Below are 26,288 nucleotides of genomic sequence, written 5' to 3'. Positions count from 1 at the left end.
AGCTTATGTGACCAAAGCACTATTTCTTTATTCTTCCCGTGAAGGGCAAACCAAAAAGATCCTTCGTTATATAGAGCAAGAGCTTTCACAATTTGATGTGGAAACGCTGGATTTACACAGTGCTGAAAACATTAATTTTGAATTGTATGACAAGGTTTTGATTGGCGCATCAATCCGATATGGTCATTTAAATAAGCGGCTTTATCAGTTTATAGAGCAATATAGGCAAGAGTTAGAGTCGAGTAAGGTTGCTTTCTTTTGCGTTAATTTGACTGCGAGGAAGGAAGACCAAGGGAAAGATACTCCTGAAGGTAGCGCATATATTCGCAAATTCTTGATCAAGTCTCCTTGGAAGCCGGAGTTAATTGGTGTGTTTGCCGGTGCGCTCTATTACCCTCGTTATAACTGGTTCGATAAAATGATGATTAAGTTCATTATGAATATGACTGGAGGAGAGACGGATACCAGCAAGGAAGTTGAATACACCAACTGGGAAAAAGTTACATTATTTGCTCAAAAATTTAGTAATTTGTGAATATAAAGGTGAAATTTGGTCATTAGAGGTTAAGGTTTCACCGAAAGGTAAAAAAATACAGAAAAATCGAGAAAAAGAGTTGCCAAGATAATCTCTATCTCTATAATGCCCCCTCGCTGACACGGCAACGCTTCAACAGAAATGTTAGGCCAGTTAGCAAGGTCAATTAGCCAAGTGGAAACGCTTGAATAAAGTTTGAAAAAAGTGGTTGACACTAAACTTTATCTCGCTAAAATGGCCGTCCGTTTTGAGTAAGACTTAAAACGAAAGCTCTTTAACAATATAAACCTATCAATCTGTGTGGGCACTCGTTGATGATAATCCAATTCGATACTTCGGTATCAATTTAGGTTTCAATGATACGAAGTGACCATTGAATCTTCGGATTCAGCACAGTCAATTCAAACATTACTTTATGTAATGTTCAGTATTCATTGAGCCGACAAAATCTTAAATTGAAGAGTTTGATCATGGCTCAGATTGAACGCTGGCGGCAGGCCTAACACATGCAAGTCGAGCGGAAACGAGTTATCTGAACCTTCGGGGAACGATAACGGCGTCGAGCGGCGGACGGGTGAGTAATGCCTGGGAAATTGCCCTGATGTGGGGGATAACCATTGGAAACGATGGCTAATACCGCATAATAGCTTCGGCTCAAAGAGGGGGACCTTCGGGCCTCTCGCGTCAGGATATGCCCAGGTGGGATTAGCTAGTTGGTGAGGTAATGGCTCACCAAGGCGACGATCCCTAGCTGGTCTGAGAGGATGATCAGCCACACTGGAACTGAGACACGGTCCAGACTCCTACGGGAGGCAGCAGTGGGGAATATTGCACAATGGGCGCAAGCCTGATGCAGCCATGCCGCGTGTATGAAGAAGGCCTTCGGGTTGTAAAGTACTTTCAGCAGTGAGGAAGGTGGATGTGTTAATAGCGCATTCATTTGACGTTAGCTGCAGAAGAAGCACCGGCTAACTCCGTGCCAGCAGCCGCGGTAATACGGAGGGTGCGAGCGTTAATCGGAATTACTGGGCGTAAAGCGCATGCAGGTGGTTTGTTAAGTCAGATGTGAAAGCCCGGGGCTCAACCTCGGAATAGCATTTGAAACTGGCAGACTAGAGTACTGTAGAGGGGGGTAGAATTTCAGGTGTAGCGGTGAAATGCGTAGAGATCTGAAGGAATACCGGTGGCGAAGGCGGCCCCCTGGACAGATACTGACACTCAGATGCGAAAGCGTGGGGAGCAAACAGGATTAGATACCCTGGTAGTCCACGCCGTAAACGATGTCTACTTGGAGGTTGTGGCCTTGAGCCGTGGCTTTCGGAGCTAACGCGTTAAGTAGACCGCCTGGGGAGTACGGTCGCAAGATTAAAACTCAAATGAATTGACGGGGGCCCGCACAAGCGGTGGAGCATGTGGTTTAATTCGATGCAACGCGAAGAACCTTACCTACTCTTGACATCCAGAGAACTTAGCAGAGATGCTTTGGTGCCTTCGGGAACTCTGAGACAGGTGCTGCATGGCTGTCGTCAGCTCGTGTTGTGAAATGTTGGGTTAAGTCCCGCAACGAGCGCAACCCTTATCCTTGTTTGCCAGCACTTCGGGTGGGAACTCCAGGGAGACTGCCGGTGATAAACCGGAGGAAGGTGGGGACGACGTCAAGTCATCATGGCCCTTACGAGTAGGGCTACACACGTGCTACAATGGCGCATACAGAGGGCGGCCAACTTGCGAAAGTGAGCGAATCCCAAAAAGTGCGTCGTAGTCCGGATTGGAGTCTGCAACTCGACTCCATGAAGTCGGAATCGCTAGTAATCGTAGATCAGAATGCTACGGTGAATACGTTCCCGGGCCTTGTACACACCGCCCGTCACACCATGGGAGTGGGCTGCAAAAGAAGTGGGTAGTTTAACCTTCGGGGGGACGCTCACCACTTTGTGGTTCATGACTGGGGTGAAGTCGTAACAAGGTAGCGCTAGGGGAACCTGGCGCTGGATCACCTCCTTATACGATGATTACTCACGATGAGTGTCCACACAGATTGATGGTTTATGTAGTTTAAGAGACGATACTGGGTCTGTAGCTCAGGTGGTTAGAGCGTTCGCCTGATAAGCGAGAGGTCGGTGGTTCAAGTCCACTCAGACCCACCAATCTTCCTCCCAGGAGATTGGCAACAGTATCGACACCTTGATGGGGCTATAGCTCAGCTGGGAGAGCGCCTGCCTTGCACGCAGGAGGTCAGCAGTTCGATCCTGCTTAGCTCCACCATCTTTAAGCATACTTGCTTAAGTGTTCTTAAAAATGGTTCTTAAATGAATCTAGCTCTTTAACAATTTGGAAAGCTGACGAATAACAACAATCCCCATCTCTTTGAGATGCGTTGTTATTCAATAAAAGTTCTCAAATCCTAATTCTTTGAATTAGGTACCAACACACATTCAAGTGTTCTTGGAAACATCCTTGTGATGTTTAATATTTGAGTCCGGCAAAATCGAGTCTGCATCATGTTTAAATAATGGCAGACAACTTTGGTTGTTTAACAAAGACCCTTTGGGGTTGTATGGTTAAGTGACTAAGCGTACACGGTGGATGCCTTGGCAGTCAGAGGCGATGAAGGACGTATTAACTTGCGATAAGCCCAGATTAGACAGTAAAAGTCATTTGAGTCTGGGATTTCCGAATGGGAAAACCCAACTGCATAAGCAGTTATCATTATCTGAATACATAGGGTAATGAGGCGAACCGGGGGAACTGAAACATCTAAGTACCCCGAGGAAAAGAAATCAACCGAGATTCCGAAAGTAGCGGCGAGCGAAATTGGACTAGCCCTTAAGTCTATAATGCGTCAGGTGAAAGTTCTGGAAAGGTCTGCGATACAGGGTGATAGCCCCGTAACCGACAGCGCATTTTAGGTGAAATCGAGTAGGGCGGGACACGTGATATCCTGTCTGAATATGGGGGGACCATCCTCCAAGGCTAAATACTACTGACTGACCGATAGTGAACCAGTACCGTGAGGGAAAGGCGAAAAGAACCCCTGTGAGGGGAGTGAAATAGAACCTGAAACCGTGTACGTACAAGCAGTAGGAGCACCTTCGTGGTGTGACTGCGTACCTTTTGTATAATGGGTCAGCGACTTATATTCAGTAGCAAGGTTAACCATCTAGGGGAGCCGTAGAGAAATCGAGTCTTAACTGGGCGTCAAGTTGCTGGATATAGACCCGAAACCAGGTGATCTAGCCATGGGCAGGTTGAAGGTTGAGTAACATCAACTGGAGGACCGAACCGACTAATGTTGAAAAATTAGCGGATGACTTGTGGCTAGGGGTGAAAGGCCAATCAAACCTGGAGATAGCTGGTTCTCCCCGAAATCTATTTAGGTAGAGCCTCGGACGAATACTACTGGGGGTAGAGCACTGTTAAGGCTAGGGGGTCATCCCGACTTACCAACCCTTTGCAAACTCCGAATACCAGTAAGTACTATCCGGGAGACACACGGCGGGTGCTAACGTCCGTCGTGGAGAGGGAAACAACCCAGACCGCCAGCTAAGGTCCCAAATTACAGCTAAGTGGGAAACGATGTGGGAAGGCTTAGACAGCTAGGATGTTGGCTTAGAAGCAGCCATCATTTAAAGAAAGCGTAATAGCTCACTAGTCGAGTCGGCCTGCGCGGAAGATGTAACGGGGCTAAGCTGTAAACCGAAGCTGCGGCAATGCATTTTATGTATTGGGTAGGGGAGCGTTCTGTAAGCCGTTGAAGGTGGATTGTAAAGTCTGCTGGAGGTATCAGAAGTGCGAATGCTGACATGAGTAACGATAATGGGGGTGAAAAACCTCCACGCCGGAAGACCAAGGGTTCCTGTCCAACGTTAATCGGGGCAGGGTAAGTCGACCCCTAAGGCGAGGCCGAAAGGCGTAGTCGATGGGAAACGGGTTAATATTCCCGTACTTCTTACAATTGCGATGGGGGGACGGAGAAGGCTAGGTGGGCCTGGCGACGGTTGTCCAGGTTCAAGTGCGTAGGCTTGAGAGTTAGGTAAATCCGGCTCTCTTTAAGGCTGAGACACGATGTCGAGCTGCTACGGCAGTGAAGTCATTGATGCCATGCTTCCAGGAAAAGCCTCTAAGCTTCAGATTGTAAGGAATCGTACCCCAAACCGACACAGGTGGTCGGGTAGAGAATACCAAGGCGCTTGAGAGAACTCGGGTGAAGGAACTAGGCAAAATGGTACCGTAACTTCGGGAGAAGGTACGCTCTTGACGGTGAAGTCCCTTGCGGATGGAGCTATTGAGAGTCGCAGATACCAGGTGGCTGCAACTGTTTATTAAAAACACAGCACTGTGCAAAATCGTAAGATGACGTATACGGTGTGACGCCTGCCCGGTGCCGGAAGGTTAATTGATGGGGTTAGACGTAAGTCGAAGCTCTTGATCGAAGCCCCGGTAAACGGCGGCCGTAACTATAACGGTCCTAAGGTAGCGAAATTCCTTGTCGGGTAAGTTCCGACCTGCACGAATGGCGTAATGATGGCCACGCTGTCTCCACCCGAGACTCAGTGAAATTGAAATCGCTGTGAAGATGCAGTGTACCCGCGGCTAGACGGAAAGACCCCGTGAACCTTTACTACAGCTTGGCACTGAACATTGACCCTACATGTGTAGGATAGGTGGGAGGCTTTGAACCCGGTACGCCAGTATCGGTGGAGCCGTCCTTGAAATACCACCCTTGTAGTGTTGATGTTCTAACTTAGACCCGTTATCCGGGTTGAGGACAGTGCCTGGTGGGTAGTTTGACTGGGGCGGTCTCCTCCCAAAGAGTAACGGAGGAGCACGAAGGTGGGCTAATCACGGTTGGACATCGTGAGGTTAGTGCAATGGCATAAGCCCGCTTGACTGCGAGAATGACAATTCGAGCAGGTGCGAAAGCAGGTCATAGTGATCCGGTGGTTCTGTATGGAAGGGCCATCGCTCAACGGATAAAAGGTACTCCGGGGATAACAGGCTGATACCGCCCAAGAGTTCATATCGACGGCGGTGTTTGGCACCTCGATGTCGGCTCATCACATCCTGGGGCTGAAGTCGGTCCCAAGGGTATGGCTGTTCGCCATTTAAAGTGGTACGCGAGCTGGGTTTAGAACGTCGTGAGACAGTTCGGTCCCTATCTGCCGTGGGCGTTGGAAGATTGAAGGGGGCTGCTCCTAGTACGAGAGGACCGGAGTGGACGAACCTCTGGTGTTCGGGTTGTCATGCCAATGGCATTGCCCGGTAGCTAAGTTCGGAATCGATAACCGCTGAAAGCATCTAAGCGGGAAGCGAGCCCTGAGATGAGTCTTCCCTGACCCCTTGAGGGTCCTAAAGGGTTGTTCGAGACTAGAACGTTGATAGGCAGGGTGTGTAAGCGTTGTGAGGCGTTGAGCTAACCTGTACTAATTGCCCGTGAGGCTTAACCATACAACACCCAAAGGGTTTTGATGGACTCAAAGTAGAACAGATTGAATGTGTAGAGAACGCATTAACAGCTTTCCAGATTAAAGAATTTGCTTGGCGACCATAGCGTTGTGGACCCACCTGATCCCATGCCGAACTCAGAAGTGAAACGCAATAGCGCCGATGGTAGTGTGGGGCTTCCCCATGTGAGAGTAGGACATCGCCAGGCTTTAAATTTAGACTTTAAGTCTAACCAGTGCGGAGCGGTAGTTCAGTTGGTTAGAATACCGGCCTGTCACGCCGGGGGTCGCGGGTTCGAGTCCCGTCCGCTCCGCCACTTATTTCGAAGCCTCGCTTATAGCGAGGTTTTTTCGAATCTAAAATCTGAAAAGATTCTACAGTGGTGTAGCTCTAATTCGAAAGAATAAAGAGCAGTGGATTCCCCAGATACCTTGTGATAGGGCGTGTTGGGAGTTCTAATCCATTCGAACCTGATTGTAGAGAATTTAGGGGTGTAGCTCCAATTGGCAGAGCAGCGGATTCCAAATCCGCGTGTTGGGAGTTCGAATCTCTCCACCCCTGCCATATTTAAGGCTCTAGTCGAAAGACTAGAGCCTTTTTCGTTCCAACTATGAATGTCTAATCTGTAGAGTCGTAACTCGCCCGAGATAACTCAATAGTCAAAGACATGGGCTATTATTTTCTTTCTTATCTGTCATTTATCCAGTGATAATAAGTGGCATTAAAAATTACTTTTCTAGTGAGTATTATTCTTAATTATTTGTTACATTTTGCTAATGAACCAATAATAGTTATCAGAATATGGAAATCTCTCGTCGTCGCTTCTTGCAATCCTCACTCGCTATTTCTGCTCTTAGTGTACTTCCTGCTTGTTCAATGAACCGGTCTACTGATTCGCAAGGGCGTTATGTCTACGATATTACGGCTGAACCTGCGACTGCAGAATTGGTGCCTGGTTATCAAACCCAAGTGCTTGGATTCAACGGGCAGATTCCTGCGCCTACGATCCGTTGCCGTCAAGGTGAGCCAGTTACCATAAGATTCACTAACAAACTATCAGAGCCGACTACCATCCATTGGCATGGACTGAGAATTCCTATTGAGATGGATGGCGTCCCATTTCTTAGCCAGCCACCTATCATGCCAGGTGAGACATTCAGCTATGAATTTACACCACCTGATGCCGGCACATTCTGGTATCACCCGCACATGAACAGTGTGAAGCAACTTGGAATGGGATTGGTAGGATTGATCATTGTTGAAGAGAGCCAGCCTGTTATCTTTGATGAAGAGCATGAATTGATGCTTAAGCACTGGCACCTAGACAAGCAAGGCCAGTGGAAAGACTTAATGATCCCGCGTATGAGTGCACGAATGGGCACTCCAGGGGAGTGGAGTAGTGTGAACGGTATACATGAGCCGATTTACCAACTGAAGGCCAGAGCGACCACACGGTTGCGAATAGCAAATGTCGACAATACTATTACTTACCCGATTGCAGTGGAAGGTGCTGACGCATGGGTCATCGCTATCGATGGTAATCCGGTAAAAACGCCCTATAAGCTATCTCAGCATAAAATTGGCCCAGGAATGAGGGTTGATATAGGTCTTATTGCTCCTCAAGCTGGTGAGCGTGTCTATGTTCGTCAAATGAAGGGACGTTTCCCATTCCATCTGTGTGAATTCGACGTTGTTAAATCTTCTTTGCCTGAGTCTCAACCATTGCCCAAGTTACCATTGAATCCAGTGCCTCAGCTTGATTTGGCTAATGCTGAGGAAATTGACTTTGTTTTTGAGTGGGAGGGCGCGGTTACCCCAACGAGTAAAGATGGTAAAGCTATGCCCAAATTCTGGTTAACCAATAAACGGTCATGGGAAGGTATGAGCAAAAATAATATTCCAGCACCTTTGGCAACACTTGAATTGGGGAAGACTTATATTTTTGACTTAAAGAACGTCACCCAGTATCACCACCCGATCCATATCCATGGTCATACATTCACAGTTCTAGAAATGGACGGTAAAAAGATTGCAGAACCGTTCCATACCGATACCGTACTGCTAGGTAAAAACGGTAGAGCCAAAGCGGCGTTTGTTGCAGATAATCCAGGGCGCTGGATGTATCACTGCCATGTGATTGAACACATGAAAACCGGATTAATGGGTTACATTGAAGTAAAGTGACTCCTGTAACTTTTTAAATCTCAGAATTAATTTGAGATAATGTGTTGCGATTTTGATTCGAAAATAGCCTTATTCCAGATACAATACGGCAGAATTTGACAGGAGGAACCATGGGACAACTTTCGATTCTCGGTTTTATCGCTTTGGGTGGCGCCTTTGGTGCGTGTTCTCGGTATTTAATTTCCGAACTGTGTGTTGTTTTACTTGGGCGTGGTTTTCCCTATGGTACGTTGACGGTCAACGTAGTGGGCTCATTTATTATGGGCTTGCTGATCGCGGCATTTGAAAATGAAATGTTGGCCACCGAACCTTGGCGACAAATCGTTGGCTTAGGCTTTCTTGGGGCTCTGACGACCTTTTCGACTTTTTCCATGGATAATGTATTACTCATGCAGCAAGGTGCATTTTTTAAGATGGGTCTCAACGTACTATTAAACGTTATACTTAGTATCTCAGCGGCTGGTATTGGCTTTCAAATACTGATTAAGAGCTAATTTTGGGGTAAAGTTTCGCTAATATTCTTCTACACGGCTTGGTTTCACCAGGCCGTTTTTATATACTGATTTTACTTGTCGGAGTGCCATAAGGCTGAGACCGTTAATTCGGGATCCGTTGAACCTGATCAGATTAGTATCTGCGAAGGGAACAGGAGAAGAGATCACTGTATTTTCGCACCTGTGATCTATCTACATTCAAGTAATACATTTCTTTATTACTTTGATACCTCTTGTCGCATCTATCCGCCAAGCATTTTTATCCAAAATCTTTTTATCTAGAATAACAAAGCAAGGAAAAATGCTATGTCGAGTCGCAAGCAAGCGAGACTGGAAGCAAAACAGTTTATTGATTCTCTCTCGGTACAACCGTACCCCAATTCACGCAAGGTATACGTACAAGGTTCACGCCCAGATATTCGTGTGCCTATGCGCGAAATCACTCTAGCTGATAGCCTTATTGGTGGCACAAAAGAAGAGCCGATTTTCGAGCCTAATGAACCTATCAGGGTTTATGACACTTCAGGAGTCTATACCGATCCTACTCATACCATAGACCTGTACAGTGGTTTACCTAAGCTGAGAGAGAAGTGGATAGAAGAGCGCAATGATACAGAAGTGCTCGATGATGTGAGTTCAATGTACACCAAGCAACGGCTGGAAGATGAAACGCTCGATGAGCTTCGTTATGGCAACCTGCCACGCATCCGTCGTGCTAAAGGTGGCCAATGTGTTACTCAGCTGCATTATGCACGTAAAGGCATTATTACACCTGAAATGGAGTATATTGCGTTACGTGAAAATATGGGGCGCGCAAAGTATCGAGATCAGGTTCTTAATCAGCAGCACTCAGGCCAAAGCTTTGGGGCTAATCTTCCAGACGAAATCAGCGCTGAATTTGTACGCAGAGAGGTCGCTGAAGGTCGCGCTATTATCCCTTCAAACATCAATCACCCAGAATCTGAGCCTATGATCATTGGCCGTAACTTTCTTGTGAAGGTAAACGCCAACATTGGTAACTCCTCTGTGACCTCATCAATTGAAGAAGAAGTTGAAAAGTTGGTTTGGTCGACACGTTGGGGGGGCGATACAGTGATGGACCTGTCTACTGGTCGTAATATTCACGAGACTCGCGAATGGATTTTGCGTAATAGCCCAGTCCCAATCGGCACTGTACCAATGTACCAAGCATTAGAGAAAGTGAACGGCATTGCCGAAAATCTCAATTGGGAGGTAATGCGTGACACTTTAATTGAACAAGCCGAGCAGGGCGTTGATTACTTTACTATCCACGCAGGTTTACTCCTTCGCTATGTCCCTATGACAGCCAAGCGCGTGACAGGCATTGTCTCACGCGGTGGCTCTATCATTGCTAAATGGTGTTTGGCTCATCATCAAGAAAGTTTCCTCTATACCAATTTCCGCGAGATCTGTGAAATCTGTGCTAAGTATGACGTGGCACTATCGCTTGGTGATGGTTTGCGTCCTGGATCAATTGCAGATGCCAATGATGAAGCCCAGTTTGCAGAATTACGCACGCTTGGAGAACTTACAAAGATCGCATGGGAGTATGATGTTCAGGTGATCATTGAAGGCCCAGGGCATGTGCCAATGCATATGATTAAAGAGAACATGGAAGAGCAGCTAGAGCATTGCCATGAGGCGCCTTTCTATACGCTCGGCCCTCTCACGACAGACATTGCTCCCGGCTACGACCATATTACGTCGGGTATAGGTGCTGCAATGATTGGTTGGTATGGCTGTGCAATGCTGTGTTATGTGACTCCAAAAGAACATCTAGGCTTGCCTAACAAAGAAGATGTAAAGACAGGACTGATCACTTATAAACTTGCCGCTCACGCTGCCGATTTAGCGAAAGGGCATCCAGGTGCTCAGATTCGTGATAATGCCTTATCTAAGGCTCGATTTGAATTTCGTTGGGAAGATCAGTTCAACCTTGCGCTTGACCCTGATACTGCCCGTGCATTCCATGATGAAACCTTGCCCCAGGAGTCAGGTAAAGTTGCCCATTTCTGCTCTATGTGTGGCCCGAAATTCTGCTCAATGAAGATCTCTCAGGAAGTTCGAGAATACGCAAAAGATATTGATCAAGTCGCGGCGGACCAAGCCATCTCAATCAAATTGCTTGATGACCCATTGGAAGGCATGCGTCAAAAGTCTAAAGAGTTTAGAGAGACTGGCTCTGAGCTTTATCACCCTGCAGTAACTTCGGTCACGGAGGGATAACGGTGAAGATCCTTATTCCAGCTATGATGGATACACTCCATCATGAGGTGGGGTTGTGCCTGCGGCTGGCCAAGAAGCAAGGGTTTGAAATAGATAAGTTTGAGTTGGGCATTAGCCCTGCTCAAACTATTCAGGTCACTCAGGGCGAAAGCACGATTGCTCTTGGGGCTGATTTAATCAGTTCTTCTCCGGTTGGTAATTTAGATTACTACCTCATTTACTACTCACAACTGTCTCTTACAGAGTATGTGCCTTCCAAGTTTCCAGTGCACGTTTATCTCAATATTACAGAGAAAGAACAATCAATAGATATTTGGGCTAATTTGCATGGCCATGGTAGCAATGCGCTGGCAAGCTCGGATCATATTCCCTATACCGAAGAAATACGTCACTTATCTTGGGTTATTGTTCTACTTTCATTGCAATTCACGATTGAAGATGCATTGACCCTTTCTCGGGCAATGATAAATGTTTCACGTGAAACATGGGCCGAATGTATCGAAGATTTTCCTATTCCGCTTATTGAGGATATTAGCTCCGGTATTCAAACTGATAGTGTGACTAAAGGGAAGCAACTCTTATTTCCTACTGTGTGTAAATCTGCGATGGCGTTATATCCGGTAGTTAATAGCGCGGATTGGGTCGAGAAACTCTTGAAGATGGGGGTTAAGACGGTACAACTACGTATTAAGGACTCGCAACAACTCGATTTAGAGCAACAGATTGTTCGATCAATCGAGCTAGGCCTCCAGTATGATGCACAAGTGTTTATCAATGATCACTGGCAGTTAGCAATTGAGCATCAAGCCTTCGGTGTCCATCTAGGACAAGAAGACTTAGAGAAGCTTGACCTTGAAGTGTTAGCAGAAGCCAATATCTGCTTAGGTCTGTCTACACATGGTTATTTTGAGTTGCTACGAGTTGCACAGTTCAATCCAAGCTATTTAGCTTTGGGTCACATCTTTCCAACAAAAACCAAGCAATTGATGTCCAGCCCACAAGGTTTGGTCCGCTTAGCCCTATATCAGAAATTGGTTAACTCTATGTCCGCTAATGGAACCGCTGTGATACCAACCGTTGCGATCGGAGGGATTAACACTGCAAACGCCAAATCAGTGTGGGACTGTGGTGTGACAAGTTTGGCACTGGTTAGTGCCATTACCAACGCGCCTTCATGTGAGCATGCCGTCCAATTCTTCAGAGGGCTAACGGAGGAGTCCTCAACGTGCTAACAGACCAAGAGTTTTTACGTTATCACAGACAGGTGTCATTACCTGAGATTGGTGAAGATGGTCAATACAGATTGAATCGAGCCCATGCCCTTGTCATTGGCTGTGGTGGCTTGGGAAGTGCGGCAGGATTATACCTAGCTGCAGCTGGTGTTGGAAAAATAGTGCTTGTTGATGATGACAAGGTAGATAGTACTAATTTGCAACGTCAGATCGTTTATCGAGAGGCTAACCTCGGTGAGGAAAAGACGAAGGCAATACGAGACCAGTTGAGTGCCCTAAACTCGGGCATCAGCTTGCGCACGATCTCTCAACGGCTTTCAGAGTCTCAACTCGCTTTAGAAGTTATGCTGGCCGATGTTGTTTTAGATTGTACGGACAATCTTGAAACGCGCCAATTAGTCAATTCAGTGTGTTTCAAACAGAGCAAGCCACTTATCTCTGCTGCAGCCGTAGGCTGGCAAGGCCAGTTTGCTGTATTTGATTATTCGCAAAAAGAGCGCAGCAAGATGGGGTGCTATCGCTGTCTTTATCCTTTTGATGAACTAATACAACCTAAAAAGTGCAGCGATAGTGGCGTTGTTGGTCCTGTTGTAGGCACATTGGGAAACTATCAAGCACTGGCTGCGATACAAAGGCTGGCAATGGGAAGGTTCAGTTTTCTTCCTAGTCAACTCCATCTATTCAACGGATTAACTCTTGAATGGCAAGTGATGACAATTGCCCGTGATAAACATTGCGCTGTTTGCAGAGGTTAAGCGCTATAACCGATTAATAAAGAAGCGAAATGATGAGAGAGATACAAATCATAGTAAATGAACGGCCTTATAATGTGAGTGCGGGGTCGGACTTAGAGAGCATTATTAAGCAATTTTCACTGCCTGAAATCGGCTGTGTGTTTGCTATTAACAATACGGTTGTGCCTCGTAGTGAGTGGTGCACAACATGTCTGAGTGAAGGAGATACCATTTCACTTTTTCAGGCCATCGCCGGGGGATAATAGCCATGCTGAAGATCGCAGACAAAGAGTTTAGTTCAAGGTTGTTTACGGGTACAGGAAAGTTTGCCAGCAAGTATCTAATGGAAAACGCAATAAAGGCGTCTGGTTCTCAATTAGCTACAATGGCACTTAAGCGAGTAGATGTGCATGATCACCAAGATGATATCCTACAGCCTTTGCTCCAATCAGGAGTGAATTTATTGCCTAATACTTCGGGGGCAAAAAATGCGAAAGATGCAGTTTTTGCAGCGCATTTAGCCAGAGAGGCGCTAGAAACGAACTGGTTAAAGCTCGAAATTCATCCTGATCCAAAATATCTAATGCCAGATCCCATTGAAACATTATTAGCAGCCGAGCAACTGGTGAAAGACGGATTTACGGTTTTGCCATATTGCCATGCGGACCCAGTTCTGTGTAAGAGGTTGGAAGAGGTAGGGTGTGCAGCCGTGATGCCTTTAGGAGCTCCAATTGGCTCAAATAAGGGCATAGCATCGCATGACTTTCTTGAGATCATTATTGACCAAGCTAATGTGCCGGTTGTAGTGGATGCGGGAATTGGCGCGCCTTCACATGCAGCAAGAGCAATGGAAATGGGAGCGGATGCCGTACTTGTAAACACAGCAATAGCAGCGGCCTCTGATCCAATATCAATGGCAACGGCATTTAAGATGGCCGTTGAGTCTGGCCGACTAGCCTATGAAGCTGGCTTGGCTGGGCAAGTCTCTCATGCTGTTGCATCGAGCCCTTTGACGTCATTCCTTGATGATCTCTAATATGAGTAGGTGTGAGAATGACTTTTACAGACCAATTTAACAGGTTAAATTGGGATGACATTTCGATGTCGATATATGCCAAAACCGCGCAAGACGTTGAGCGAGCATTGGCTAAGCCCAAGCGTGATCTAGAAGACTTTAAGGCACTAATTTCACCTGCTGCAGAGCCTTACATAGAAGCAATGGCCCAGCAGTCTTATGCTTTAACTAGACAGCGCTTTGGCAATACGCTTTCGTTATATATTCCTCTTTACTTGTCGAACCTGTGTGCTAATGCTTGTACTTATTGCGGTTTTTCAATGGAAAATCGCATCAAACGTCGAACCCTGAATCAAGAAGAAGTCAGAGCTGAAATGAATGCCATTAAACAGATGAAGTTTGATAGCATATTATTAGTGACAGGTGAGCATGAAACTAAAGTGGGGATGAAGTACTTCCGTGAGATGTTGCCCATCATTAAACAGAAATTTAACTACTTAGCGATGGAAGTGCAGCCGCTTGAACAAGACCAGTACGCAGAACTCAAATCATTAGGTCTGGATGCTGTCATGGTGTATCAGGAAACTTATCACCCTTCGACGTATGCGGAGCATCACCTGCGAGGCAACAAAACGGATTTTGAATATCGCTTAGAAACTCCGGATCGGTTAGCAAAAGCCGGCATAGATAAAATAGGTATTGGCGCATTGATCGGCTTGGAGGAGTGGAGAACTGACTGCTTCTATGTTGCTGCTCACCTTGATTATTTAGAGCGTAAATACTGGCAAACGCGTTATTCAATTTCGTTTCCAAGATTAAGACCATGCGCGGGGGCATTGCAACCTAAATCGGAGATGAGTGACAAGCAGTTAGTGCAATTGATTTGCGCATATCGATTACTCAATCCTGAAGTAGAACTCTCTCTATCGACACGTGAATCAGCACACTTCAGAGATAATGTTTTGCCACTGGGTATTACGTCAATGTCTGCAGCATCAAAAACACAACCTGGTGGCTACGCATCAGAAGAAACGGAATTGGAGCAGTTCGAGATCAGTGATGAGAGAAGTGCAAGCTCAGTTGAAGCGATGATTCGCGCCAGAGGTTTTGATCCAGTATGGAGGGATTGGCACTCAGTCTATTCCGGCTGAAGTGCTTAAAGTGTTTCACGTGGAACATTAGTGATACGCTTAAACCTAAAGCTCTCCATTGGAGAGCTTTAGTGCAAGAATCGATTGCTACAGTAATCAGTAGTGAAGTGGTTGGGTTGCTTTTTCTAACCACTCCTTTACATCCCCTTCGACTAAGGGGCTAATATCATGCCAAACTTTTTGGTGGTAATCATTTAACCATGCCAGCTCTGGCTTAGTTAGCATATTAACATCAATATTTCTTGTATCGATCGGACAACGAGTTAGAGACTCGAACGAAAGAACTGGAAAGTCACCATTGGTTTCAGTCTCAACCACTAGCTCTAGGTTTTCAATACGAATTCCAAAGGCATCAGCGCGGTAATAGCCCGGCTCGTTTGAAAGCACCATCCCTTCGACTAAAGGAACATCAATCTGTCGCTTCGATATACTAGCAGGGCCTTCATGAACATTTAGGAAGTGGCCAACACCATGGCCTGTGCCGTGGTCATAATCATAGCCTTCTGCCCACAAATGCTGGCGTGCTAATGTGTCAATCTGATAACCACGTGTGCCTTTCGGGAAACGGGCACGAGCAACACCAATATGGCCTTTTAGAGCAAGCGTGAATTGCTTAATCATTTCGTCACTTGGTTGACCAATAGCAATAGTGCGCGTGATATCCGTTGTACCATCTAAATACTGACCGCCAGAGTCGACTAGATAAAGTGTATTGAGTTCTAGCTTACCAGGTTCAGGTTGATTCTCATGATTATAGTGGCACATGGCCGCATTACTACCCGCAGCAGAAATGGTGTCGAAACTCAGATCCATTAGAGTTGGGTCTTGCTTGCGGAAAGACTCTAATTTATCGGAGAGCGTTGCTTCATCATGCAAGTTGCCTTCAGCTACTTGTGCATCTAACCAACACAAGAACTTACTCATCGCAACGCCGTCTCGAATATGACAGGCTTTCATACCTGCAACTTCAGTCTCATTCTTCGCAGCTTTAGGCATCAAGCAAGGATCTGCCGCACTAACTACATGAGCGCCGCTGTTTTGCAGAATTAATTTGAACCATGCATTACTGGTCGTTGGATCGAGCAATACTTTCTTGCCCGCCAATGATTCAAGTCGCGCTTGGAGTGTCTCTGGATGATGAACACTAACTCCTTGTCCGACATGCTGTTCAAAGCCGTTAGGCAGGCGAGCTGGGTCAAGGAAGTATTCCAGTGTTGAATCCGCATGTAAGATCACATGTGATAAAAGAACCGGTAATCGAGAAACATCTAAACCGCGTACGTTGAGTAGCCAGCAAACGGAATCCAGTGCTGTGATCACGGCACTATCAGCGCCTGATTGCGCGACCAATTGACTGATCTCCTGACGCTTAGATTGGCAAGATTGACCAACCGCTTCCGTTGGCATTAAACGAACGTCTGAAACCACAGGTTGCGGACGGTCATGCCACAGCTCGTCAATAGGGTTGCTGGAGAGTACTTTGAGCTGCAATAGGTCTGCAAGCTTTGCCTGTGCCATGGATAGCCAAGCTGAATTGTGCATTCGCGGATCTATGGCCACAACTTGCCCCGGGGAAAGCTGGTCTTTAACCCAATCTAGAGCTGGTTCTTCAATTAAATGGCGATACTCAAATAAGTCTGCAGGGACTTCTTTGGTCACTTGAACCGTATAACGACCATCAACAAACATCGCTGCTTTGCTCTGAGTGATAACCGCGGCACCGGCTGAACCAGTGAAACCGGTTAACCAATGCAGACGTTCATTATGAGCGGGTACATATTCGCCTAAGTACTCATCTTCATGGGGTATTAGCAACGCATCAATATCGTGCTGAACCAGCCATTCGCGAATGGCTGCCAAACGTTGTTCAGTAGTGGTAAGCATCTATTAATCCTTCATCATTTATTCACGCGTCCTTTCTATAAAGCGGACGATGTGGCAATAAGCTACTCCTTTTACCGTCAGCCTGCAAATCATCTCAATGCGGTCGTTTTTTCTCTGATTATTCTACGTAACCAAGACAAAGCAGGGTCATTTTCTCGGTCTCTATGCCAGAACAAGGTATAGGCCATTGGCGGAAACTCTAAAGGCAGTGGTAAGACGGTCAGGCCCAGTTGTTTAGACGATAGCTTCACAAAGTGACTTGGGGCGGTAAAGATAAAGTCCGTATAGGAACAAAGGCTGGCTGCACTGTTAAAGTCAGGTACTGTGATGGCAATATCCCGTTCTTTACCAATGTCTGCCAAGCGATAATCCAGTAGCCAGCGATCATTACCATCACAACGAACCTGGACATGGCGTTGTTCGAGGTAAGCTTCTAGGTTCCAGTGGCCAGAGAGAATTGGATGATTATGGCGCAATAAGCACATCTGGTTATCTCTGTATATTTCCTGCTCGCAAATGTCGTTAGGTGGAAGCATAGTGAGTTTTGCATCGTTAATATCTATGTCTTTACCTGTTATACCGAGATCAATGTCGCCGCGTTGGATCTGACGAAAGGTTTGATCGGCCCATGAATGGGTACTGATGGTCACTCCTGGTGCCCGCTTAAAAATTTCTGGTAGAAAATGAGGAAGAATTAATGGGTAAACACTTTCCACGGCGGCAATCTGAAACTTATGGTCACTCGAGTCTGGCGAGAATTGTTCAGGCTGAGTAATTTGTTCTAAGTGATGGATCAAGCTATCCAGTTTTGGTTTGAGGAACAGTGTTTTTGGGGTTGGTTTTAAGCCATGAGCGTGGCGAACAAACAGAGGATCGTCGAATTGATTACGCAGTTTTGCGAGGTTCTTACTCACAGCCGACTGACTGAGGCATAGGCGATGTGAAGCGCGAGTCACGTTTAACTCTTCTGAGAGTACTTTCAAGCATACAAGAAGGTTAAGGTCGAGGCGGGCAAGTTTTTCTATGTTCATGTGAAATTCCTATATGGAATATCTTTAATGATTATGTGTCATTGGATGTCATAACTAGACTAGCTTACACTGCAAACAATTTCATCAATTCTTGTCGGGAGTCTTCTTCGTGCCAACCGCTCATCAACAAAATCACGGTAAAATGCAAATGGTGCTACTCACTTTGCTAGTACTGTTTAGTCCTTTGGCAATTGATATCTATTTGCCAGCCTTACCGTTGATTTCTCAAGCGTTTCACGTGGAACACGCACTGGCTCAAGATACGATTACATGGTTTTTGTTCGCTATGGGTGTCGGTCAATTATTTGCAGGCCCACTGGCAGACAAGGTAGGACGTCGAACTGTTGCATTAGGTGGAATTAGTATCTATGCGTTGAGTGCCTTATTGGCGTGGGGCGCTCAGACGATTGAGTGGATGCTAATCGCGAGGCTGCTACAAGGCTTAGGTGCGTGCGCGACATCGGTAGCAGCCTTTGCAACAGTTCGCGATATTTTTGGGCCACAAAAAAGTGGCAAAATGATCAGCTACTTGAATGGTGCCATTTGCTTTATTCCAGCGTTAGCACCAATTCTTGGTAGCTGGCTAACTCAGCAATTTGGTTGGCGATCTAACTTCTCGTTTATGGCTGGGTTTGCCTTGATCGTGTTGGTTGTGATGTTCATGAAAATGAAGGAAACCAACCCTGCGCCAAGTAAAGAGCCTGTATTTCGTCCTAGTCGTTACATGGCTGTGCTCAAAACTCCATCGTTCTTATTCCACGCCTCATTGTGTATGTTGGCTATGGCCGTCATTCTGGCTTATGTTACCTCGGCTCCTGTAGTCCTGATGGAAAAATTGGGGCTGACGATGAACGAATTCACCATGTGGTTCGGGATCAACGCTGCGATTAACATCGTTGCTTGTATGACAGCACCTAAGTTTATGGAGCAATACGGGACGCATAAAACATTGTTTGTTGGTATTATGACCCTTGGCTTAGCTGGTATTGTGATGCTAGCGATGGCTAAAACACCGACGGCCATGGCTTTTATGTTGCCGATTTTTATGTCTTCGGTCGGATTCGCATGGGTGCTAGGCGCTGCGGCAGGAAAAGCTCTCGCGCCATTCGGTGATAAAGCCGGTACTGCGGCTGCTTTACTTGGCTTGTTCCAGATGAGTGGTTCTGGCCTTGTTGTCGGGACCGTGCAACGACTTGGAATGGAACCACAAGTAATGATAGCGGTGCAGATGTTCATCATTGTTCCAGGGATTTTTGTATTGATGAGTAAAGCAGGAAAAAAATGGCATGCTGCCATAGCGTAAGTTTGTCTAATTGCTTTGAACGACTAAGAAAACATTGTATATTTGATCCTCACTTCTAATAACTAATGTGGATATTAAACCTCGATGTCGATGACAACTTATGAAATGGCTCGTGTACTGGAACAACTAGAAGATGCTCCGGAAAAAGTGATGTTTGGAAAACTATTGAACGAGCTGGGTAACCAAAGTGGAGAGCGTATTCGCAGTGCAGCGAAGCAAGTGCCACTTCATATGTTGCGTGATATTGTGTACCAGTTTCAACAGGTAGTGGAAGACCGTAAAGGGGAAGAGGTTGCTTCGATTGCAAAAACGATTGCCGAACAAGGCATTTCTGCCGAAGAACTCAAAAAGTACCTGGAATCCAAATAACATAAAGAAGGCCTGCATTATGCAGGCCTTCTTGCTTATGGATTAACGTTACGGTTGATGGGGTTCTGGAGAGAAATCAAAGTCTCTGTTGATTGAACTTCATCGATGGCTTGAAGTTTATCTATCAGAACAAACTGGAGCTCTTCAATTGAGCGACACATCAGTTTAACGAAGATATTATAGGCTCCAGTGGTGTAATAGGCTTCAACCACTTCCTCCAATGCATTTAGCTTCTCAAGTGCCGAATGGTAGTCACGAGCAGCATTAAGGTTGATGCCGATAAAGCAACACACATCGTAACCCAACTTTTTGGTATCAACGATCACTTCAGTGCCTTGAATGATGTCGGCCGCTTTCATCTTCTCGATGCGAACATGGATAGTGGCTGGGCTGACCTCGAATTGTTTCGCCATCTCCGCGTAGGCAGTTTTGGCATTTTCCATCAGTGTTTTTAAGATCGCACGGTCAAGGTCATCGAGCTTGGTATGGTGAGCTTGCATCTTTATCCCTACTTAAAACGCTATGTCCTTAGTTCAAAATATCAACAAGAGTGATACTATTAAACTAATTGCTAACTTCATCTGAGAGCTATTTTAGTGCGCTTTTGCCTGATTCTTCTAGCTGTATTTTGTGCGGCGCTCCCTTATGCTCACGCCAAAGACAAAGATGTACTGATTGTTCACTCTTATCACCAAGGCTTTTTTTGGACTGATGCATTTCAGCGTGGTCTTGAGGATGTGTTGAGAGGAGAGGATATTGCCACGCGCGTGGTGTACCTCGACTCAAAACGATTACAAAATCCAGCCTACCTAGAACAGCTCTATAAGCTTTACCAAACTAAGTTTTCTCAAGAAATCTTCACAGCTATTGTAGTGAGTGATAACAATGCACTTAACCTAATGCAACGCTTGGCCCCCGAGCTTGGTGATACGCCTGTGGTATTTGGTGGCATCAACCACTATAGACCACAAATGCATTCACAACTAAGAGCAACGGGAGTAATAGAAGATATTGATATCTATAGTAATGTTGCCTTGATTGAACGTATACAGCCGCAAGTGGAAAAGATTTATGTTGTCAGTGACTACTCTGTCACAGGTCAAGCGGTTAGGCGACAGGTTGAACATTTCCTGACCCTCAATAGTGAATATCAGCCAATGGTTGAGCTACTAGTACCGGAAAGCTACCAGCAGCTGATAGACTTTTCTGCCAGCCTTGACAGCAAAAGTAGCATACTGTTTTGGGTCTATTACCGAGATAAGCAAGGCCGGATAGCCACGAAGCAGGAGTGGAAAAAACTCAGTCGAGAGTCTAATGCTCCGATATATATGGTGCATGACTTAGGGCTTGGCAATGGTGCGGTAGGAGGCGTTATTCTCAATGGCCGAACACAAGGGCAGCAAACGGCTAAACAGCTTCTTAAAGTGCTAAAAGCTGACGATCAATCGTTACCTAAAGTTGAAGTGGCGACTCCTGAAATCAAACTGGATTACCAAGCTGTTGTTAAATGGGGCTTGGGCATTGAAGGAGAGGCCGCGACAACCCTATTCAATAAGCCGCTGCCTTTTGCGGTTCGGTATGAGAAAGAGCTGAGAATCATTACTGGGCTGGTTGTCTTGCTGTCGGTGATCATCATTGCCTTGGTTTACTACCTGAGCCGACTTAAGAAAAGCGAATCCTTAGCCAAAGAGAGCCAAACTTTGCTTGAGATGGTCTTTGACCAGAGCTACCACTTTATCGGCCTGTTGGATGCACAGGGGCGGTCAATATCCAGCAACAGTAAGCTGCAAGAACTCCTCTATCATCAGAATTTCAGTGTTGATCGGCCGATTTGGCAACACCAACACTGGGAAGACCATGCGGCAGATAAATTAAAACACTACTTCAATGATCGACACCAGAAGCAGAATACTCAGTTTGAAGCTGAAATCTGGCACACCGAACAGGGGACCATGGTGCTTGAAATGTCACTCAAGCCTCTACCCGAAATGGGTCAGGGAGCGGAGTATTTATTGGAAGCTCGTGACATCACCTCAAGGAAAATCACAGAGGCACGTCTCTATCAGAGAGAGGCTAACCTTAGTCATTATTACGACCAGCAGCCTGTGATGATGATTACGCTTGATGAGCACAACCGTATTCAGCAGGTAAACCAATTTGCTGAGCAACTGATTGGTTATTCATCAGACAAAGTACTCGGGCACCGGCTAAGAGAGTTCTACCTACATGAAGATGCGGTTATCCCTCGTCAGGTATTGTTACAGCCGAAACAAGCAATGCGTGGCGTTTGGCGGCGAGAAATTGAGTACCGTCATGCCGATGGCAAACCGGTGTGGATTCGTGAAAATATTCGCCCGCTTGTTGAGTCAGGGCACTTGCTGATCGTTGGTGAAGATATTACCGAAACTAAGCAGTTAGCAGAGCAATTAGAGTATCAGGCTCGTCACGATTTGCTGACAGGGACGTTTAACCGGAATCACTTTGAGATGGAGCTGGCGAAGTCATTATTGGAAGTGGAAAGCTATACACGTACTCATGCCATGCTGTATTTGGACCTCGATCAGCTTAAGGTGCTCAATGACACGGCCGGCCATGAGGCCGGAGATACCGCCATCCAGTTCTGCGCTAGCATGCTGGAAGAGGTCTTACCGTATAACGCCATTCTCGCGCGAATGGGGGGGGATGAATTTGCTGTGCTACTCAAAGACTGTACTGAGCGTGATGCTAAAAACGTTGCCAATACGATTATCATGACACTTAGTGAGCAACCTTTTGTTTGGGATGAGATTCGTCTCAACCTGACGTGTTCGATAGGAATTCGTTTGATTGATCATACTGCTGATTCTCCGCAAATGGTTCATGCGCAGGCTGATACAGCTTGTCACGCGGCGAAGGAAGAAGGGCGCAACCGTTTCAACCTTTACTGCCAAGGTGACGCTGATTTGCGCCGTCGTGAACAGGAAATGGAATGTGTCAGTTTGGTTCACAATGCACTGGCGAATCAGCGCATTGAGCTGTTTGCTCAGCAAATATTAGCGCTAAACCAACAAGAGTCGCTGATGCATTTCGAGATCCTCATCCGTATACGTAACGCGGCTGGTGAATACATTTCTCCGGGCATCTTTATGCCTGCCTCTGAGCGGTACAACATTGCCCAGTTGCTCGATAAACAGGTGGTGACTCAAACCTTAGATTGGCTGGCTGCCAATCCCGTGGCGTTGGCGAATCTTGGCATGTGTTCGATTAACCTCTCTGGCCACTCGATGGGTAATAAGGAGTTTATTGCTTTCCTACTGGATACGCTTCAGCACAGCCCTGTACCGTGTGAAAAAATCTGTCTTGAAATTACCGAAACTGCGGCAATGAGTAATATGAATCAGGCAATAGATCTGTTCACTCAGTTTAAACAGCTTGGTTGTAAGATAGCGCTCGACGATTTCGGCTCTGGCTTGTCATCATTTGGCTATCTGAAAAAATTGCCAGTCGACATCGTTAAAATTGACGGATTATTTGTCCGAGATATCGACGTCAATGAAGTCGATCACTTGATGGTTCGCTCAATCAATGACCTAGCAAAGCAAATGGGTAAGAAAACCGTTGCCGAGTTTGTTGAAAATAGCCGTATCATCGACCTCTTAGTCGAGTTGGAAGTTGACTACGCTCAGGGATACGTGATTGGCAAACCCAAACCACTTGAAGAGCTGGTCGATGAGCTGCTGACTGACAAGCATAGTGTCGACTAGCAAAATCCATTACACTGGCGCCCGAGAATTTGACCACCCCTATGGAGCCTATCGTGCAGCTACAACTCATTAGTGAAGATCCGAACCGAAATGAGCAACTGAATCAGTTGGCTCAGCGTTGGGGGCTGTTGCATGATCAACAAAGCGCCTTTGCGCTGGTTCTGACTGCGGAACGCTTAGAGCTGCGTAAAGTCGATGAGCCTAAGTTGGGCGCTATCTTCGTCGATTTAGCGGGTGGTGCAGTGGCTCACAGGCGCAAGTTTGGTGGTGGAAAAGGGCAGGCTATTGCAAAAGCTGCCGGTTTGAATAAAGGCGTGATTCCCACAGTGCTCGATGGTACGGCGGGGTTGGGCCGTGATGCGTTTGTGCTGGCTTCACTTGGGTGTAAAGTGCAAATGGTGGAACGTCACCCTGTTGTGGCAGCCTTATTAGATGATGGATTAGAACGAGCAAAGCAGGACCCAGAAATCGGAGACTGGGTCAGTGAGCGAATGTCTCTACTTCATGCTTCTAGCCATAACGCCTTAGAATCTCTGGCTAACGACTCAGAGTTTACTAAGCCTGATGTGGTTTACTTAGACCCTATGTACCCACATCCAGAAGGCAAAAAGAAGAGTGCACTGGTCAAAAAGGAAATGCGAGTTTTTCAATCTCTGGTCGGGGCCGATCTGGATGCTGATAAGCTGTTAGAACCTGCGTTAGCCCTTGCGAGTAAAAGGGTGGTGGTTAAGAGACCTGACTACGCAGAGTGGCTGAATGGTCAAAAGCCCGCGATGGCTATTGAGACGAAAAAAAATCGTTTTGACGTTTATGTGAATGCATCAATGACTTAGCACTCAATCGTATTTTACAGCGTTATTTAGTGCTTGCTTAATCGTCACCATGCAGGTATATCATACTAAGAATTATTCGTATTCTTAGCTGGAGTGGTAGCATGGCTAAACGACTTTGTAAGATGAATCGCAAGCAAATTGCTGATGGATTGAATGAAATCCATCGTTTGGTGGTCGCACCTAAGTTTGTCTGTCGTTCTTGTGCTCGATCTTCAGCAGAGAAAACCTCTTTGTGTAAACCTGCCGCCATTCCTCCTCAGCAGTGCCAGAGCAAACCTATAGAGCAGCAACGCGCCTGTGGTTTACTAGCGGAAGCTTTACCACCTCAAGAGACTCAAGTACCTCACCTTTCTGAAGAGAAGTCCCAAGCGGTGCGTCGCGTGGTGGAGCGAGTTAAAGAGAAAGCGCAGCCTAAGGTGTCTACAGGACCCAAAACCACTGCCGATGATCTGACGCTGGACTTGTCCGATAAGAAAGCGATTAAGAAGGCTAAGAAAGCGCTTAAGAAATACTACAAGCAGCAGAAGAAGCTATTAAAGCTGGCTAAGAAGCAACACAAACTGCAAAAGCATGAAGCTAAAATCAAGGCTCGCCTCAGTCAAAACCCTGCCTTGAACCTGCCACCAGAGATGTTCGAATCGGCAGCGACACCCAATATGCATTGATAAAAAACGCTCTCCAACTGGAGAGCGTTTTTGTTTAGCTTGCGGCTTGATAACTCTGGGCGACTTTACGCTTGACCCAGGTTTCATTCATCCATAGCGACAGCATGATGATCGCACCGCCAATTGCTAGGCGGGTGAGGTCAACGTCTCGATTCCAAATCACTATGTTGACGATGAGCCCAGCAGGAACCAGCGCATTATTCATCACCGCTAGTGCGCCAGCGTTCACCATAGTCGCCCCTTTATTCCAGGCAAAGTAGCCGAAACCTGAAGCAATTAGACCTAGATAAATCAGAATTCCCCACTGCGTGCTGGTGGTTGGCATCTTGTCGATATTACCCATCAGCGCAAACGCCACCAAAGCAACACACAGAGCACCTAAGTAGAAATAACCAAAAATCGTATGCTGGGGTAAATCAACCGGTTGCTTCTCCATCAGATATTTGTAGCCCACCTGACCGATGGCAAAGCATACGTTAGCACCTTGCACAACAAGGAAGCCGATCAGGAAGTTCTCATTGATACCTGCAAATTTAATAAAGGCTGCGCCCGCCACCGCTATAGCGGCAGTTACTAGGTACCAAGGTGAGAATCGACCTTTGAGTAAATCGTAAATCAAGGTGACGTAGATCGGTGTGAATACGGTGAACAGTAGAACTTCTGGTACAGAGAGTAAAAGAAAAGACTGGTAGTAGAAGCAATACATTAAACCAAGCTGGAAACCGCCCACGGTCATCAGCTTAATGATTAGCGATTTATCGACCCCTTTAAACTTAAGGAATGGAATAAACACCAAACTGGCGAGCGCAACGCGCATTAGCACAGAGAACCAAGAATCAACCTGACCAGCGAGATAAACGCCAATCAGGCTAAACGAGAACGCCCACAACAGGGTGACTGCAGATAGATAACCCATGATTAATACTCATTATCAACAACTGTTCTGCAGTCTATACCAAAAGTCAGCCGCGATCAGTCTTTAAGTGGCACGACCAACATGTCGACCGGAGAGCAATTGATCAGCTGTCGGGTGGAAGACAGCAGTTTGCTCCAAAAGTCCTGATGATGACCACATACCACTAAATCGATGTTGAATTCTTTGATGGTATCGCACAGCTCATTACCTAGATCACCGCTACCAACTAAGGTGTGCTTGATAGGGTGATTGGCGTGCTCAGCAAAGCTCTGCAGTTGCTGCTGAGAGGCTTCGATAGCCTGATGCTGGGTTTCGGCGAGGTTAATGTCAATCAAGCCGGTATACAGTTCAGCGTAGTTGACATCAATATGAATAAACGAGACATCGGCGCCGAGAGGCTTGGCAAGAGCCACCGCTTTATCTACTAAGATTTTACTGTCTTCAGATAGGTCTACAGCAACTAAAATATGTTGATAACTCATAGTGCTACCTCCATTTAGGTATCTG

Annotated in this window: 19 protein-coding genes, 4 tRNA genes, 3 rRNA genes and 1 riboswitch; of the genes, 21 read left to right on the top strand and 5 right to left on the bottom strand. The window is 46.3% G+C overall.

All coding sequences use genetic code 11. From position 1 onward, the window contains the following. Nucleotides 1-7 precede the first annotated feature (7 nt). From hemG to thiH, 16 genes are all read left to right on the top strand, one after another. Nucleotides 8-535 carry a menaquinone-dependent protoporphyrinogen IX dehydrogenase gene (hemG, locus tag CTT30_RS15450; RefSeq protein ID WP_239838778.1) on the top strand — a complete coding sequence of 176 codons (528 nt, stop codon included), beginning with the start codon at nt 8-10 and terminating at the stop codon, nt 533-535. A gap of 452 nt (nt 536-987) precedes the next feature. Beyond that, a 16S ribosomal RNA gene (locus tag CTT30_RS15445) occupies nt 988-2,539 on the top strand. A gap of 66 nt (nt 2,540-2,605) precedes the next feature. Further along, nucleotides 2,606-2,682 (top strand) — tRNA-Ile (locus CTT30_RS15440). A 42-nt stretch (nt 2,683-2,724) separates the two neighbouring features. Beyond that, nucleotides 2,725-2,800 (top strand) — tRNA-Ala (locus CTT30_RS15435). A gap of 294 nt (nt 2,801-3,094) precedes the next feature. After that, a 23S ribosomal RNA gene (locus CTT30_RS15430) occupies nt 3,095-5,983 on the top strand. Nucleotides 5,984-6,072: 89 nt separating this feature from the next. Then, a 5S ribosomal RNA gene (gene rrf, locus CTT30_RS15425) occupies nt 6,073-6,188 on the top strand. The 16S, 23S and 5S rRNA genes sit together here with 4 tRNA genes alongside, the layout of an rRNA operon. Nucleotides 6,189-6,219: 31 nt before the next feature. Then, a tRNA-Asp gene (locus CTT30_RS15420) sits at nt 6,220-6,296 on the top strand. A 171-nt stretch (nt 6,297-6,467) separates the two neighbouring features. Continuing rightward, nucleotides 6,468-6,544, top strand: a tRNA-Trp gene (locus CTT30_RS15415). Between the two features lie 237 nt (nt 6,545-6,781). Further along, nucleotides 6,782-8,164, top strand: a complete 1,383-nt coding sequence (locus CTT30_RS15410) for a multicopper oxidase family protein (protein ID WP_252035586.1) — start codon at nt 6,782-6,784, stop codon at nt 8,162-8,164. 110 nt (nt 8,165-8,274) lie between these two features. Then, the gene (gene crcB / locus CTT30_RS15405; protein ID WP_252035584.1) at nt 8,275-8,658 is read left to right on the top strand and encodes a fluoride efflux transporter CrcB; all 384 of its coding nucleotides are present in this window, start codon (nt 8,275-8,277) and stop codon (nt 8,656-8,658) included. A 69-nt stretch (nt 8,659-8,727) separates the two neighbouring features. Beyond that, nucleotides 8,728-8,826, top strand: a riboswitch (TPP riboswitch). 138 nt (nt 8,827-8,964) lie between these two features. Next, nucleotides 8,965-10,905 (top strand): phosphomethylpyrimidine synthase ThiC, encoded by a 1,941-nt coding sequence (gene thiC, locus CTT30_RS15400; protein WP_252035583.1) that lies wholly within the window; start codon nt 8,965-8,967, stop codon nt 10,903-10,905. A gap of 2 nt (nt 10,906-10,907) precedes the next feature. Next, nucleotides 10,908-12,137 (top strand): thiamine phosphate synthase, encoded by a 1,230-nt coding sequence (locus CTT30_RS15395; RefSeq protein ID WP_252035581.1) that lies wholly within the window; start codon nt 10,908-10,910, stop codon nt 12,135-12,137. Further along, the gene (locus CTT30_RS15390; RefSeq protein WP_252035579.1) at nt 12,131-12,892 is read left to right on the top strand and encodes a HesA/MoeB/ThiF family protein; all 762 of its coding nucleotides are present in this window, start codon (nt 12,131-12,133) and stop codon (nt 12,890-12,892) included. The genes CTT30_RS15395 and CTT30_RS15390 overlap by 7 nt, the downstream gene beginning before the upstream one ends. Before the next feature lie 32 nt (nt 12,893-12,924). Continuing rightward, nucleotides 12,925-13,134: a sulfur carrier protein ThiS gene (gene thiS, locus CTT30_RS15385; RefSeq protein WP_252036659.1), complete on the top strand. Its 210-nt coding sequence runs from the start codon at nt 12,925-12,927 to the stop codon at nt 13,132-13,134. A 5-nt stretch (nt 13,135-13,139) separates the two neighbouring features. After that, nucleotides 13,140-13,907, top strand: a complete 768-nt coding sequence (locus tag CTT30_RS15380; RefSeq protein ID WP_252035577.1) for a thiazole synthase — start codon at nt 13,140-13,142, stop codon at nt 13,905-13,907. A 17-nt stretch (nt 13,908-13,924) separates the two neighbouring features. Next, nucleotides 13,925-15,037 carry a 2-iminoacetate synthase ThiH gene (gene thiH, locus CTT30_RS15375; protein ID WP_239870171.1) on the top strand — a complete coding sequence of 371 codons (1,113 nt, stop codon included), beginning with the start codon at nt 13,925-13,927 and terminating at the stop codon, nt 15,035-15,037. Between the two features lie 96 nt (nt 15,038-15,133). Here thiH and CTT30_RS15370 read toward each other — a convergent pair whose 3' ends face one another. Then, complete coding sequence (locus CTT30_RS15370) at nt 15,134-16,921, bottom strand: aminopeptidase P family protein (protein WP_252035575.1); 1,788 nt, start codon at nt 16,919-16,921, stop codon at nt 15,134-15,136. A gap of 89 nt (nt 16,922-17,010) precedes the next feature. After that, nucleotides 17,011-17,952, bottom strand: a complete 942-nt coding sequence (locus CTT30_RS15365; protein ID WP_239877038.1) for a LysR family transcriptional regulator — start codon at nt 17,950-17,952, stop codon at nt 17,011-17,013. Nucleotides 17,953-18,094: 142 nt separating this feature from the next. On the opposite strand from CTT30_RS15365, the gene CTT30_RS15360 reads away from it, so the two are divergent. Together CTT30_RS15360 and tsrA are read left to right on the top strand one after the other, a co-directional pair. Further along, entirely contained in the window at nt 18,095-19,255 is a 1,161-nt protein-coding gene (locus CTT30_RS15360) for a multidrug effflux MFS transporter (RefSeq protein ID WP_252036658.1), read from the top strand. An 84-nt stretch (nt 19,256-19,339) separates the two neighbouring features. Next, nucleotides 19,340-19,624, top strand: coding sequence for an H-NS-like global regulator TsrA (tsrA, locus tag CTT30_RS15355; protein WP_239838763.1), 285 nt, complete (start codon nt 19,340-19,342; stop codon nt 19,622-19,624). Between the two features lie 35 nt (nt 19,625-19,659). Here tsrA and asnC read toward each other — a convergent pair whose 3' ends face one another. Further along, nucleotides 19,660-20,124, bottom strand: a complete 465-nt coding sequence (asnC, locus tag CTT30_RS15350) for a transcriptional regulator AsnC (RefSeq protein WP_239838762.1) — start codon at nt 20,122-20,124, stop codon at nt 19,660-19,662. A 96-nt stretch (nt 20,125-20,220) separates the two neighbouring features. On the opposite strand from asnC, the gene CTT30_RS15345 reads away from it, so the two are divergent. The 3 genes from CTT30_RS15345 (at nt 20,221) to CTT30_RS15335 (ending at nt 24,865) form a co-directional block, all read left to right on the top strand. Then, nucleotides 20,221-23,367: an EAL domain-containing protein gene (locus CTT30_RS15345; RefSeq protein ID WP_252035573.1), complete on the top strand. Its 3,147-nt coding sequence runs from the start codon at nt 20,221-20,223 to the stop codon at nt 23,365-23,367. A gap of 53 nt (nt 23,368-23,420) precedes the next feature. Further along, nucleotides 23,421-24,200 (top strand): class I SAM-dependent methyltransferase, encoded by a 780-nt coding sequence (locus CTT30_RS15340; protein ID WP_252035571.1) that lies wholly within the window; start codon nt 23,421-23,423, stop codon nt 24,198-24,200. 101 nt (nt 24,201-24,301) lie between these two features. Then, nucleotides 24,302-24,865, top strand: coding sequence for a hypothetical protein (locus tag CTT30_RS15335; protein ID WP_252035569.1), 564 nt, complete (start codon nt 24,302-24,304; stop codon nt 24,863-24,865). Between the two features lie 34 nt (nt 24,866-24,899). Here CTT30_RS15335 and CTT30_RS15330 read toward each other — a convergent pair whose 3' ends face one another. Next, nucleotides 24,900-25,781: a carboxylate/amino acid/amine transporter gene (locus CTT30_RS15330; RefSeq protein ID WP_252035567.1), complete on the bottom strand. Its 882-nt coding sequence runs from the start codon at nt 25,779-25,781 to the stop codon at nt 24,900-24,902. Nucleotides 25,782-25,837: 56 nt separating this feature from the next. Further along, the gene (gene uspA / locus CTT30_RS15325; protein ID WP_239838757.1) at nt 25,838-26,263 is read right to left on the bottom strand and encodes a universal stress protein UspA; all 426 of its coding nucleotides are present in this window, start codon (nt 26,261-26,263) and stop codon (nt 25,838-25,840) included. Nucleotides 26,264-26,288 lie beyond the last annotated feature (25 nt).

It is taken from the genome of Vibrio coralliilyticus (assembly GCF_024449095.1).
GTDB classification, from domain to species: Bacteria; Pseudomonadota; Gammaproteobacteria; order Enterobacterales; family Vibrionaceae; genus Vibrio; species Vibrio coralliilyticus_A.
Note: the sequence above shows the minus strand (reverse complement) of the source record. Positions and strands in the feature narration are given on the sequence as shown.

What these genes read in the sequence shown, in the direction of transcription:
- CTT30_RS15410 (WP_252035586.1), top strand. Translation starts at nt 6,782, where the DNA reads ATGGAAATCTCTCGTCGTCGCTTCTTGCAATCCTCACTCGCTATTTCT.
- crcB (WP_252035584.1), top strand. Translation starts at nt 8,275, where the DNA reads ATGGGACAACTTTCGATTCTCGGTTTTATCGCTTTGGGTGGCGCCTTT.
- thiC (WP_252035583.1), top strand. Translation starts at nt 8,965, where the DNA reads ATGTCGAGTCGCAAGCAAGCGAGACTGGAAGCAAAACAGTTTATTGAT.
- thiS (WP_252036659.1), top strand. Translation starts at nt 12,925, where the DNA reads ATGAGAGAGATACAAATCATAGTAAATGAACGGCCTTATAATGTGAGT.
- CTT30_RS15380 (WP_252035577.1), top strand. Translation starts at nt 13,140, where the DNA reads ATGCTGAAGATCGCAGACAAAGAGTTTAGTTCAAGGTTGTTTACGGGT.
- thiH (WP_239870171.1), top strand. Translation starts at nt 13,925, where the DNA reads ATGACTTTTACAGACCAATTTAACAGGTTAAATTGGGATGACATTTCG.
- CTT30_RS15370 (WP_252035575.1), bottom strand. Translation starts at nt 16,921, where the DNA reads ATGCTTACCACTACTGAACAACGTTTGGCAGCCATTCGCGAATGGCTG.
- CTT30_RS15365 (WP_239877038.1), bottom strand. Translation starts at nt 17,952, where the DNA reads ATGAACATAGAAAAACTTGCCCGCCTCGACCTTAACCTTCTTGTATGC.
- CTT30_RS15360 (WP_252036658.1), top strand. Translation starts at nt 18,095, where the DNA reads ATGCAAATGGTGCTACTCACTTTGCTAGTACTGTTTAGTCCTTTGGCA.
- tsrA (WP_239838763.1), top strand. Translation starts at nt 19,340, where the DNA reads ATGTCGATGACAACTTATGAAATGGCTCGTGTACTGGAACAACTAGAA.
- asnC (WP_239838762.1), bottom strand. Translation starts at nt 20,124, where the DNA reads ATGCAAGCTCACCATACCAAGCTCGATGACCTTGACCGTGCGATCTTA.
- CTT30_RS15335 (WP_252035569.1), top strand. Translation starts at nt 24,302, where the DNA reads ATGGCTAAACGACTTTGTAAGATGAATCGCAAGCAAATTGCTGATGGA.
- CTT30_RS15330 (WP_252035567.1), bottom strand. Translation starts at nt 25,781, where the DNA reads ATGGGTTATCTATCTGCAGTCACCCTGTTGTGGGCGTTCTCGTTTAGC.
- uspA (WP_239838757.1), bottom strand. Translation starts at nt 26,263, where the DNA reads ATGAGTTATCAACATATTTTAGTTGCTGTAGACCTATCTGAAGACAGT.